10 protein-coding genes are annotated in these 13,373 nt (G+C 32.8%); 6 read left to right on the forward strand and 4 right to left on the reverse strand.

What is annotated here, in order from left to right; translation table 11 throughout:
- Nucleotides 1-10: 10 nt before the first annotated feature.
- Together FLV_RS02325 and FLV_RS02330 are read right to left on the reverse strand one after the other, a co-directional pair.
- Nucleotides 11-1,429 carry a RagB/SusD family nutrient uptake outer membrane protein gene (locus tag FLV_RS02325; protein WP_243230448.1) on the reverse strand — a complete coding sequence of 473 codons (1,419 nt, stop codon included), beginning with the start codon at nt 1,427-1,429 and terminating at the stop codon, nt 11-13.
- A gap of 16 nt (nt 1,430-1,445) precedes the next feature.
- Entirely contained in the window at nt 1,446-4,475 is a 3,030-nt protein-coding gene (locus FLV_RS02330) for a SusC/RagA family TonB-linked outer membrane protein (protein ID WP_243230449.1), read from the reverse strand.
- Nucleotides 4,476-5,003: 528 nt separating this feature from the next.
- Between FLV_RS02330 and FLV_RS02335 the strand changes: the two genes are divergently transcribed.
- The 6 genes from FLV_RS02335 (at nt 5,004) to FLV_RS02360 (ending at nt 11,447) form a co-directional block, all read left to right on the forward strand.
- Nucleotides 5,004-5,402, forward strand: coding sequence for a helix-turn-helix domain-containing protein (locus FLV_RS02335; protein ID WP_243230450.1), 399 nt, complete (start codon nt 5,004-5,006; stop codon nt 5,400-5,402).
- Between the two features lie 89 nt (nt 5,403-5,491).
- On the forward strand, nt 5,492-6,901 hold the full coding sequence (locus FLV_RS02340) for a DEAD/DEAH box helicase (RefSeq protein WP_243230451.1): 1,410 nt from the start codon (nt 5,492-5,494) through the stop codon (nt 6,899-6,901).
- Nucleotides 6,898-7,113: a hypothetical protein gene (locus FLV_RS02345; RefSeq protein WP_243230452.1), complete on the forward strand. Its 216-nt coding sequence runs from the start codon at nt 6,898-6,900 to the stop codon at nt 7,111-7,113. Before FLV_RS02340 ends, FLV_RS02345 begins: the two co-directional genes overlap by 4 nt.
- A 3-nt stretch (nt 7,114-7,116) precedes the next feature.
- Nucleotides 7,117-9,312 (forward strand): hypothetical protein, encoded by a 2,196-nt coding sequence (locus FLV_RS02350; protein ID WP_243230453.1) that lies wholly within the window; start codon nt 7,117-7,119, stop codon nt 9,310-9,312.
- Nucleotides 9,312-10,352, forward strand: a complete 1,041-nt coding sequence (locus FLV_RS02355; RefSeq protein ID WP_243230454.1) for a helix-turn-helix domain-containing protein — start codon at nt 9,312-9,314, stop codon at nt 10,350-10,352. Before FLV_RS02350 ends, FLV_RS02355 begins: the two co-directional genes overlap by 1 nt.
- 141 nt (nt 10,353-10,493) lie before the next feature.
- Nucleotides 10,494-11,447 carry a hypothetical protein gene (locus tag FLV_RS02360; protein ID WP_243230455.1) on the forward strand — a complete coding sequence of 318 codons (954 nt, stop codon included), beginning with the start codon at nt 10,494-10,496 and terminating at the stop codon, nt 11,445-11,447.
- A gap of 5 nt (nt 11,448-11,452) precedes the next feature.
- On the opposite strand, the gene FLV_RS02365 is transcribed toward FLV_RS02360, so the two are convergent.
- Both FLV_RS02365 and FLV_RS02370 read right to left on the reverse strand, forming a co-directional pair.
- Nucleotides 11,453-12,784, reverse strand: coding sequence for a DGQHR domain-containing protein (locus tag FLV_RS02365; protein ID WP_243230456.1), 1,332 nt, complete (start codon nt 12,782-12,784; stop codon nt 11,453-11,455).
- A 1-nt stretch (nt 12,785) separates the two neighbouring features.
- On the reverse strand, nt 12,786-13,352 hold the full coding sequence (locus FLV_RS02370; RefSeq protein ID WP_243230457.1) for a hypothetical protein: 567 nt from the start codon (nt 13,350-13,352) through the stop codon (nt 12,786-12,788).
- Nucleotides 13,353-13,373: the final 21 nt, after the last annotated feature.

Here is a 13,373-nt window from a genome sequence, read left to right on the forward strand (position 1 = left end):
AACGTATTATTTAGTATCCTTGATTCTGTGGTTTTAGATTTGGATTGGCATTTAGTTCCAGAACAGGAATTGGCCAGAGACTGTCCGTTGCATTCCAGCCGGGCTTAGAAATGGTTAGAGTTTCATTTAATTTTCCGGTTCGTTTTAAATCAAAAAAACGTTGCCCAAATTCAGTAAAGAATTCAAAACGGCGCTGGTTGAGTACATCCCTAATAATCTCTTCTGCACTTATGGCAGTTGTATTGGAAAGCCCAGCGGTGTTTCTAATGATGTTTAAATCTTCTTTGGCACCAATTAAATCTCCCTGATAGGCTCTGGCTTCTGCACGGATAAGATATTGCTCCGAGAGTCGAAACAGGATAGAGTATTCCACCGAAGTGGGTGTACTGGATTCCTGTTTGTATTTGGAAGCATAATACCATGTTGCTCCGTCATTTGTGACCTCTGTAGTCCAGTGTGTTTTTCTCTGATCATTGGCCTCAAAAGCATTTATAAATTCAGGTTTAAGGGCTACAATAGCCGGAGGTCCTGCTGTAAAAATATAGAGACTACCTTCTGATGTATTGGCCCCGGCTGCTGAGGGCATAAACTGCCAAATGGTGGTCTTACTTGTTTTTAGAAATATTTTATTTAAATCACTCTCTCCTACATAAAGCGGATTATTGATCACTGCCGATGCAGCATTGGACGCCTCGGGATATAATTTCATATAGAGATATACTCTTGCCAGAAGAGCCTGGGCTGTACCGCGGTTGGGACGAATGCGATCAGTTGAGGTATAATTCTCTGAGAGCAATGCAATGGACTGGTCCAGATCTTTTACAATGTTCTGGTAAACCTGATCTGCAGATAATCTTGAAACCCGGCTGTTCTGCAAATAATCTGTTGTGGTGATATACGGAATATCCCCATATAGATTTAAAAGATAGAAATGGAGCAAGGCTCTTATAAAAATGGCTTCCCCCAGAGGCTGTTTTTTGTCGGGTTCAGGAATGGAATTGGATTTATTTAATCCTTCAATTATAGAATTGGCAGAATATATTTGGTTATAACTTTGATTCCATATATCATTTACTCCCAAGTCTGCTGCAAATAAAGAGTTGTTGTAAAAGTTACTTACGGCATTTTGCTGATAATAGTCAAATTCATCGGCGTACAAACCCAGATAGCAGGAAATACCCGTTGCGTCTCCTGCTAGTATTCCGCTGTTTCGCATTTTGGTATATACTCCGGACATCGCAGCATTGGCTGTTGCGGCATCTTCAAAAACGGCCTGGGCTGTAAGCTGGGATTTAGGAATGTCCACATCCACAAAGTCATTGCAGGAGCCCAAAAGGGTACATAGTGCAAGGAGCAGGAATTGACAATTACTTAAACGATTCTTATCTCTAAAAAAGAGAGATTGTGGTATTTTAAGTATATTTTTCATGGTTTTGAGTGTTAAGTTAAAATGTGACTTGTATTCCTGCGGTACATACTTTCAGAGGAGGCAGATAACCGGTGTATCTAAATTCAGGATCACCGCCTTTGTATGGGGTGAAGGTCAGCAGGTTCTGTCCCTGAAGCGATATTCTGCAACGGACACCCTTTATTGTGCTCAAGGGAAGATCGTAACTCAGGGCTATATTTTTCAGCCTCACATAGGAAGCGTCTACAATCCCGGAATTGCTGTCAATGTAATTGTAATAGGCGTTTACTGCATCTGAATTTTGCCCCGAGGTATTAATTTGAAAGGAGCCATTATCACCAGCTTGTGTCCATGCATTAGTCATCTGCGATGGCTGGTTTATTGGACTTCCTCCGGGTACATTTGAAGTGTAATTGTAATTTTGCTGTTTTACAAATTGAAAGAGAAAGTCAAGCTGCCAGTTTTTGTATTGAAGCTGGTTTTCCAAACCTCCAAAATATTTTGGGGTCAGATCAGCGATCGTTTTTTTGTCTTCCAAAGAAGTAATTTGACCATCTTTATTTACATCTTCAACTTCATATAATCCGGTTTGTGGATTGATCCCATTGTACTGGTAAACTTTTACAATGTTTGTAGATCGTCCTATTACGTAGTTGTTGGAGTAGGTAGATCCTTCGAGTCCGGGAAAAGAAATCAGTTTGTTTTTGGCAAGCGAGATATTAAAGTTTGTAGACCATTTAAAAGCCCCGGCATTAAAATTTACAGTGCGAAGGGTAAATTCGAAACCTGAATTCTGAACGGTTGCGTCCAGATTGGCATTTATGGAACTGAATCCTGTGGTACCGGGAAGCGGTATTCCAACGAGCTGGTTTGAAGATCTGTTTTGGTACCAGGCAGCGGTAAAGAAAATACGATCCCTTAGGAAACCGGTTTCTATTGCCACTTCGAGTTTTTTATTGATTTCCCAACTGAAATCCGGATTATACAGACGTGTAGGATCCATACCGATGATGCCATTATAACTTTGACCCGAGGACACATAGGTGTCTAAATATTGGTAATCTCCGATCTGGTCACTTCCGGTACTTCCATAGCTGGCGCGAAGTTTTCCAAAACTCAGAAAAGAGTTTTCTTTTAAAAAGTTTTCTTTTGAGAATAGCCAGGCAGCGCCTGCCGCTGCAAAAACAGCAAACTGTTTTCCCGGACCAAATCGGCTTGAACCGTCCCTTCTGGCAGTAAGGTTCAAAATGTATTTCTCATCCCAATTGTAATTGATCCTGCCGAAGAAAGCCTGATATTTATAAATGGTCTGATCGCTTACGAAAATTGATTTTGTTGTTGCCGATGCAATATCAGTAATTAGGCTGTTGCTTGTAAAACCACGACCATATTGGTATAATCTTGAGGAGTTTTGCTGCTGCGCCGTAGCACCAATTAAAACATCGAGTTTACTACTTTCAAATTCATGGTTCCAGCGAAGCTGAGGCTCGATAATCCAGGATTGTCTTGAGGTAAGATTGGAATACATCGATGATCTGCTGCTGCCGATTTTAAAAGCAGGGTCATACATGGTAGAAGGCAGTAATCGCTGTTCTGTATTTTTTAGATCCGTGAATCCCAGATTGACTTTAAGTTCCCAGTTCGGTCTGAATTCATAGCTGATCACACTGTTGGCAACAAGATCATTTGTTTTGGCAGTGGTTACAGCACGAAGCGCTGCAAGAGGATTTTGAAAAGTACTGTTTTCAAAGTTCAGACTCCCGTCAGGGTTATATAAAGCCGGAGCATTTGGCGCTAGGTTTCTGGCAGTACGGGTCAGGTCTGTTGCGGCCTGTTTGTTGTTTTGGAAGGTGTAACCGGTTGAAAAAGTAAGTTTAAATTTTCTGTCTTCACTGGCATGGTTCATATTAAAATGAACTGCTCCCTTATCATATCCAAAATCTCCGGGAAGCACAGTTGTTTCTGTATGATAGGTACCGCTTAGCAGATATTGTGTCAGATCAGAACCTCCCGAGAGGGATGTCTGAAGGTTGGTCATAACGGAGGTTCCTCCCAAGAGCTCTTTCTGCCAGTCGGTATACCGGTTTTGATCCCAAGTTCCGTTGATATCATAATCTGTAGCAGGATAAGAAGTAATACCATCATTTACAAATCCCTGTCTTCTCATCTGCAGATACTGGGGAGTATCCATCAGGTTCATCATTTTGGTTACCTGCCCAAATCCGGATGAGGCAGTGACTGTTACACGGGTTTTTCCAGATGCTCCTTTTTTAGTGGTAATCAATACAACGCCATTGGCTCCACGGGAGCCATAAATAGCAGTGGCATCGGCATCTTTTAAGACCTCGACACTTTCTATGTCAGAGGGATTAATGTTATTAAGAGGGCTTGTCGGGGTCGGAATGCCTGTTGTGGTATTGCTGTATCCAATGATATCGGAAGAGTAGGGAACTCCGTCGATAATGTACAGGGGCTGATTGCCTTCTTCACGCAGACTGTTGGTCCCCCTTATTTTTATCTGAAAGCCTCCACCGGGTATTCCTGAATCCTGAATGATATCCACTCCGGCCATGCGTCCCTGCATGGTGGCCAGTACATTGGTAACAGGCTGTTTTTCGATATCTTTTGCCGATATTTTGGCAATGCTTCCGGTACGCTCACTTTCTTTTACAGAATAATACCCTGCATTTACACGAACCTCTTGCAGGGTTGTGGTATCATAGAGCAATTGTATCTCTATTTTTGTACGGTCTTTTATGGGTACAAGCGCTGTTTTAAATCCGATGAAAGAGACAATCAGCGTATCGGTTGGAGAGGTAAAAAGGGTGTATTGACCACTATAGTCTGAAATGGTAGAAGAATTAAGTTTACTTTTTACAGCAATAGTTACTCCCGGCAAAGGATTATTACCATCAGTTATAGTACCCTGAATTTGATGCTGTTGAAAAAAAATGGCATTATGCCCATTGGAAGATTTGGCAAAAAGAGATGAGAAGGACAAACAAAGCCAGATAAAAAATAGGCAATAAAGATCTTTCCCATCCTTATAAAATGAAAAATTATTCATAATATTGAATTGGTTAGTTAAACGAAGATTTGATTAGCTATGGTCCTCTATACTAGTTTGGTCGCTGTCGTAGAGGGCCATTTTTTATGCATTAAGTAAACGGCTTAATGGTCATATAAGATTTTTATTTTTTCACATGGATAAACGCTTTAAAAGGTTAAACTTTTACTTTTTGCAAATCCAATAACTTAAAGAAGTATTGCTAAGAATTTAAACCAAGATAATCATGCCTAATAAAAAAGGCATGGAACTCAGCTTACTGCACTAGAGGTACTGGTATACCGAGCAACAATAAGTGAGCCCACGCCATTAGGACGTGAGCATCTTACTTATTATCTCGTTGCAAAAATTACCAGTTTTCTAGTGCGAGATTCTAAGCGAATGCTTCAAATATTATGTCAGAAGAATCGCAAAAATTCTATTAGAAATATGAATTTCAAACAAATGTACAAAATTTATTTAACACATACCTATGGGTATGTGTTAAATATTTGATTAATCCTTTTCTTACTATATTAATTGAATCACATGATTATAGAAATTATCATATCGGAATTAGATTTTTATTTAATTGAGCGAGTTAGGGAATTAAGGATAAAATTTGGTCTATCTCAAGTTGCTTTAGCTCATAAGGTAGGAGTATCAGAAGGGTATTTTGGCAAAGTAGAAAATCTAAAACAACCAGGAAAATACAACATTAGAATGTTATCTAGAATAGCAACTGCATTAGAGTTGGTTTCATATTCAGATTTATTTCCTCAGAAAATTTTCTCAAATGATCTGGTTAAAATAAAAATCCAGTTACTGACAAAGAGAGAAATTTTAGATACTGGGAGTAAATCAGGAGAAATACAAGAACGACTGAAAATACTATCTATAACTCCTTTGTCAGAAAAAGAAATAATGAAATTTGACAAAAGAAGCTAAAAAAATAGTAAGGTGATATTTTAACTCAATTGTAGGTTAAAATTAATTGTATACAATTTAAACCGTTCTAATATAAATTATTAAAGAAGTTGGAATTACAAAATAATGACCCAAAATTCCCTTACATAGAAGGTCCTAGAAATTATCAAATTGAAGCTTATGAAAATTGGCTAAAGAATGATTATAAAGGGGTTTTTGCAATGGCTACAGGAACAGGTAAAACTATAACTTCACTAAATTGTCTATTAAATCTTTACAAGGTTAAAAAGTCTTACAAAGCAATTATTTTGGTTCCATCTATAGCATTACTAAATCAGTGGAGAAATGAAGTTGAGTCTTTTAACTTTAGGAATATTTTACAAGTGGGCGGTGGTAATGATTGGGAAAGAGATTTAGCAAGTTATGTAAGTAGTTTTAACTGGGGAAATAAAAAAGATTTAATAATTATAGCTACCTATGGTAGCTTTGTTACCAATAAGTTTCAGAAATACTTTAAAAGGATTGATAAAGACTTTCTTCTAATTGCGGATGAAGCTCATAATATTGCTGCATATAATATTAGAAAAAAATTGCATGATATTAAATGTGAAAAAAGAATTGGATTATCAGCTACTCCAAAAAGGATATATGACATTGAAGGTACTGAGGCTTTAAATGACTTTTTCGAAGATACACCACCTTATACTTTTTCATTTGACATTGAAAAAGCACTAAAGGAAGGTTATTTAGCCGAATATAAATATTTTCCTGTTTTAGTAGAGCTTGATTCTGGTGAAATGCAAGAGTATATTGAAATTTCAATAAAATTATTACGATTCTTTGACTTTGAAAAGGGGGAATTTAAAAAAGACCCAATGGTTGAAATTTTATTGCTAAAAAGGAAAAATGTAATTCATAAAGCAATCAATAAAATTGCATGTTTTAAAAAAATATTAATGCAACTCAATAAAATTGATAAACTTAAATATGTATTTGCTTATGTCCCTGAAGGATATTCTACTCGAGATGATTCCACAGAAAAGCTAATAGATCTATTTATAAAAACTGCTGCTGATACTATTCCCTTACTTAAAATGAATTCTTATACTTCTGATGATGATAAATTAGATCAGATATTAAGAGGTTTTTCTGAAGGAAAAATTGATGTACTTTTTGCAATGAAGATGTTAGATGAAGGTGTTGATATTCCTAGAGCGGAAGTTGGTATATTTTGTTCAAGTACGGGAAATCCAAGGCAATTTATTCAAAGACGTGGAAGGTTACTTAGGAAACACAAAGACAAACCGTTTGCTACAATTTATGATATGGTGGTTGTGCCTGATATGTCAAACGGTTCATCAGATTTTTTTAATATGGAAAAAAAAATGGTCAAAAACGAACTACAAAGAGTTGCACATTTTGCTAGCCTATCAATGAACTTTTATGATTCAAAAACAAACTTACAAGAAGTGCTGTCAAAATACGAATTAAACCTTGACCAAATAATAAGTGAATTATGAGTAAAAGAGATGAAATTTTGAAAGAAATCCTATCAGACCCAGATTTGATGAAAAAATATAACATTAATAAAGCTGAGCTTGATAATCTACAACCTTTTCGACCTGAAAGTAAAAAAATAGTCGATATTTTAGCTACGATAATTAATGAAAATGATAACGATAGAACAGGTAGACAGATATATATGACAATAAAAAATATCCATAAAATATAAACCATGGCATCAATAATCAACAGTATTGCTTTTAAAAATTTTTTTAATTATTATGGAGATTTTGAAGAAAACTACTATGAACTAAAGAATGGTGTCAATATCATAGTGGCAGATAATGGCGCCGGAAAATCAAAATTTTTTAATGCATTTTTATGGCTTTTTGATGATGTTGTCTTAGATTCTGATGACAAACGTCGTAAGAATATAAAAGAAATGTATGTAAAAATTATATCAGATAAAGCAAAAATCGAAACCTCGGTAAGACAGAAAGTAGATTGTGCGATTCAAATTGAGTATACATTTGGAGATAGAGTTAAGTATCAAATTATTAAATCATTTACATTAACTAAACTCAATGATAATATTTCAGATCCTCAAAGTTGGCAACTAGTAATTAATGATACAGAAGTAAATAAAACTGAACTTATTTTAACGAAATTCAAGCCTGTTTACGAAGAAGACGAAAAAAGGAAAATTATAGATCGTTTAATTATGCCAGCTTTTAGAAAATATTCTTTTTTTCAAGGTGAAGAGGTTGATGATATAATTGATTTTAGTGAAAAAGCAAGTATTGAAGATGCTGTTCAAAATTTAACAGATATAAGTAAATACAAAAAGTTAGTTGAACTGACGAATGAATTTAAATCGAAAGCAGAAAAAGATTTGAAAAGCCAAAATAATGCAAACGATGAACAATCAAAAAGATTTCAAGCGGCTTTAGATGAAAAAGATAAGTTTCAATTACAATTGGATTTTGAGAATCAAAAATTATTAGAGTGGGAAACAAGTTATTCAGATGCTGAAAAAGAAAAAAATTATTTAGATAAGCATCATGCGAATGCGGAACGAAGAAAAGAGTTAGATGATAAAATAAGACCTTTAAACAAAAAGTTGAGAGATAAAGTTGATGAGTTTGAAGAGTTTCTTGATCGAATCAATAATCGTTTTTTTGACGGTAACTTTTCGTGGATTGCAATGGGTTTTGAAGAAGAGGTTACAAAATTTCGTAGATTAAATGATGTCTTTATTAATGAGCACTTCCAAAAAAAGGCACTACAAAACATAGAAGAAAATCCTAATAATTATTTTCATTTTTTACCAGTAAATTCTCCTGACGCGGTATCAATTCAAAATATGATTGAAAATGAACATTGTTATGTATGCAACCGCCCAGTAAAAAAGGGAAAGCCTGAGTATGATTATTTAGTAAAATTACTAAACAGGCCAGGAGATACTAATACAGAAAAACCATTTGTAATAAATGATTTAAAAGATTTTTTTGGCAATCTTCAAATTAATGGACAACCTTTTTATAGTAGAATTAGGGGAGTTCATAAAAGTGTGAAAACTACCCAGGAAAAAGAAGAAGATTTAAAAAAGCAAATTCAAAGGATTAAAGAGCAACTAAAGTCATTGACTGATCAGAGAAAGGATATTTTAATTGGCGGTAATGATTCTGATGGTAATCCCGCGGATATTTTGTCAAGTTATCAAGGAGCAATAAGACGAATGGAAAATGCAAGGTCAAAAATTGATGATATTATTAAGCCTAAAATAGGCAAATTAAAAACGGAAATAGGTAATATTGAAATAGAAATTCAGAGTTTAAACACCCTTAAAGATATTCCACAAGGATTTAAAGATAATTATTCAATAGCAATTGATCTAGCAAATGCTACTTTAGTTGCAAAAGAGCGAGTATATGATAATATGGTTAAACTTTTAGAAAAGCATTCAAACGACCATTTTCAAAATTTAATTAAAAATAATGATCTAGCAGGAGGTATTTTAAAATTTGAAAAAACACCTTCTGGTTCAATCAATTTTAATTATCTAGATAGTAAAAACAATGCAGTTTATGGTAGTTCCGAAGGATTTCAAAGGATGAAAAAATTCTCTGTCGTCATGGCGATTATTTCTGCAAATAATACGGAGTATAATTACCCTTTACTTGCGGACGCACCTATTTCAGCTTTTGGAGAAGGTTTTACAGAGGGCTTTTTTGAAGCAACTGGAAAAGTATTTCCACAAAGTATAGTTCTCGTAAAAGAAATATATATGGCTAGTGATGATATGAAAATTAATGATCTTGGAAAAAGGTTGTTAAAAGATAATAGTGTAACAACGATGTATGTGAATCACGTACCTGTAGGTGCAGAACAAGTAGACCTTTTTACAACCAAAACAAGATTAAAATAATGAATTCAGAAACTTTCAAAAGTCAAATTTTAATTAAAAGGCCAAGATACGCGAACAGCAGAATTCCAATTATTCAAGCTTTTGCAAATAAAGGCAAGTCTAAGTCTGAATACAGTCAATTTGGACCAATATATGAATTGTACATTTACGCATTCATTTTAGGATTAAAACGAAACTTAAATCTGCCACTACCTAATAGAAATTTAACTACAGAATTTATTGAAGTTGGAAAATGGAAAAGGGATTCTACACTTGTTGATTTTTTGTTAATGATCATATTTTCACATTGTGAAGAAATCGGATTTACTTGGAATCAGTTAGAAGATATGGAAGAAGCACAACTTAATGGTGTTATAAATGATATCATAACATTTATTGAAAGTTATGCAAATGGAGGATTGGAATATCTTCAAAAAGAATATGAACAAAATAATCTACTTAATAGTCCTTATATGTTCATTGACTTACTTGCCGAAAGTTGTGTAAACACATTAGAATATGAAAACCCTACAACATTAGTAGTGGAGGAGCAAGATGAGGATTTAGTCACGTCTACTATCAAATTAATCGAACAAGGAGAGACTTCAAATACAGAATTCAAGTCCACGCTGAGAATAAATTTGCATACAAATCAACCAGATGATAAAATGGAACTATCTTGTATTAAAACTCTAGCTGGCTTTATGAATACAAAAAGTGGGACATTATTAATAGGCATTTCAGATACAAAAGAAATACTTGGATTAGATGCGGATTTTAAATCATTTGGAAATAAACACGATTTATTAGATGAGTTTCAAAAACATCTGGATAATCTAATTGAGAAATATATGGGTAATTCCGCATTTGCAGCATTAGCATTATCTTTTCCAGAAATAGAAGGAAAAATGATTTGCAGGTTAAATGTAGATTTTAGAAAAAATGGTCCAATATTCGTTAAAAATAAGGGAATAGAAGAATTTTATATAAGACGTTCTGCATCAACAAAAGCTCTAAATCCAAGCGAAATGATGTCTTATATAGAAAACCATTGGGATTAATGATTTTGTTTCTTAGTCTAAAATAAAGTTATTAAAAACATTGGATTTAGATAAATTAGATAAAAGTTTTAGAAGTTGCTCAATGAAAAATAAATATTATTTATAAATCTATCGACAAGATTGTTTGAAACAAAATATAATATGACAATTAAAGAATCAATATTAAAGAGTTTGGAAGATATTAGTGGTCTAGCTAATGCATCAGAAATTTATCAGCATATTGTGAATAAAGGTTATTATGAATTTGGAGCAAAAAAACCAGCTGCAATTGTTTCAGGAATTTTGGGAGAATTTATAAAAAATGGAGATTCAAGAATTAAGAGAAATAAAACTTCTGGGGAAACATATAAATACTATTTAACTAAAATAGAAAAAACTGTTTTAATAGATCAATTAGGTTCAGAAATAGATCCAGACAAAATAAAGCTTAAAAAGAATGATTATCAAGAAAGGGATTTACATAAGTTATTGAGTAGTTTTTTGAAGAATACCGATACTTTCTCAAAAACGATTTTTCATGAACAATCTTTAAGTTCTAAAGATAATCATCAAAAATGGATACACCCGGATGTTATTGGAATACAATTCTTGAATCTGCAGTCAAAAATTAATCAAACTTTTTTAAAAGCAATTAATAAATTAGACATTTTTAAAATTTCTTCTTTTGAAATCAAACGAGAGATTAATTCCGATTATGAATTAAAGAAAACATTTTTTCAGGCGGTTTCAAATTCTAGTTGGGCTAATTATGGATACCTGGTAGCTTTTGAAATTAGTGATAGTTTAAATGAAGAAATGGAACGATTAAATCAATCGTTTGGAATTGGAATAATTGAGTTGAAGGCAAATCCATACGAAAGTAAAATTTTGTATCCAGCAAAATATAGGGACCTAGATTTTAAGACAATTGACAAGTTATGTAAAATAAATAAAGATTTTGAAAAATTCATTGAGCAGATTGAAAAATTAATGACCGCTAGTGATAAATATTATAAATCATCTGAAAAGGAATTAGAAGAATTTTGTGATAAGTACTTTTTAAATGATACTGAAATTGATATTTATTGTAGAGAAAAATATATTCCTATAGATTAGTTTACTTACTCGTTTTCAAGTTTTTTCAACTCAATATATCTCGAGTCATTAAAATCTGTTGTTTCCCATATAGCAAGGCTCATATCAAGATAAAGATATCGTTTTCCGCGGTTATTGAAAGAATATCGATTAATATCGGATATGTTTAAAGTTTTGGCTTTTACCAAATAAACATCAAAAATCTCTGTGTTTTTAATGTTATCAACTTTAATTTCTCTTAAAATATCAGTTAGTATTTTCAATAAACTCTCATAGCCGACTGTTGTTTGTAAAATATTTTCTGTGCTTTTTTCATCTTTGAATTCCCAATATGAATTTCCTTCCTTATCTTTAAATGTATATTTCACAGAATTAAAAAAATAATAAAATATATCTGAAATTATATAATCTTCATTATTTGCATAAAACTTTCTAAAAGGAAGTGGCTTTTGTGAACCACTGCTTCTTATAAGTAATTTTTGTCTTTCTAAATATCTGTCATTTTCAGCCTCTCTTATACTTTCAGATATAAGATTAACGATAGAAGATACCATTGTGGCTTGAGATAAGGGAGGACTATTGTCTTTTGAATAGCTGCCCCCATACAATTTTATTCTTTTGTAAAAAGGAGAATTTATGTGTCCGTTTAAACTTAGCACAACCTGTAAAGCTATTTTTTGAGGTGTGTCAGTGGTTGTTAAACCAAACAAACTAGAAACCAAATCTGAAGATACTTTCTTTTGAGTTCTATTAATTGTTGAAAAAATCATGGCCTGATATTCCAAAGTTTTATCAATAAAGAATGTAACTACTAATTCAATTTTAAGTAAATCTTTTAATCTCTCTGTTTTAAAACTTAATTCCTTTATGATTTCAAGCGAATTAATATCTCTTGAACTTTTTTGTAAAAAAGTAATCTCATCTTTTAAATCCTGTATTGCTTGTTCTATTCCTTTTATTCGATGTTGACCATCAATAATTGTAATAAAAACATTTCCATTTTCATGTTTAAGTTCTTCAAAAACTTTATTGTTTAATGTTATTTCAATTATACCATCATTTTCATTTTGGTTTTCTATTACCTCTTTTGGAATATGTAACACAAGGTTTGTTGGAAATGTTGCGTCCGGATCTTTTGTAAGAAAATCAGATATTTTGTCAACTCTTGGTTTTTCTACATACCGTTGAATTTGGTCATTATATATCGGGATTTGTTCTTCATCATATCCAACAATAAGCCTATTAGTGAACTTTGTGAATTTGAAAATCTGCTCAATTGTAAATACACTGACAACAAAATCCTGTTTATTTTGAAGAACAGGAAATCCTTTTATTACATTATCTATTAAATTACTCATATTACCAATTTTTTCCGTGTTTTGCCTCTGTTTCCTCCGTAATTATTTTATCAAATGACTCTTCTAAGTTGTATGCCTTTTGATAAAAATCATCTCTAATCATAAACATTTTTGATGATATATTAATTGATAAACCTAATATGAATAGACCCAATACAAATAGTAAAATCCTAAAACTTGTAGAATTTGATGGGTATAAAACTGGTAAAACATATAAAATTGTTCCAAGAACGATTAATACTACTTTCCAATCGCTAAACTTACTAGATAAGTTTAGGACATCGCTTTTTAATTCATCTTTTTCAAAATTTTTAACTCTAAATAAATAACTTGACATTGCAAAAAGGACATTAATACCTATTAGAGAAAGAGAACCGTTTAAAGCATAATCGACTACACATTCAATATCATTAGTTACCAAACCTACTAAAGAAATTGAAATGACAATGACTAAAAGAGGATAAAGTAGATTATTAAAAAACCATTTTTCATATTCTTCTTTATTAGATTCAATGCAATCCGTAATGATTTTTTTTTGTGAAGAATTATATTTTAAATGTCCAAACATATGTATCTTTTTAGTTTTTTA

This window comes from Flavobacterium pectinovorum, assembly GCF_022802975.1.
Lineage (GTDB): Bacteria > Bacteroidota > Bacteroidia > Flavobacteriales > Flavobacteriaceae > Flavobacterium > Flavobacterium pectinovorum_B.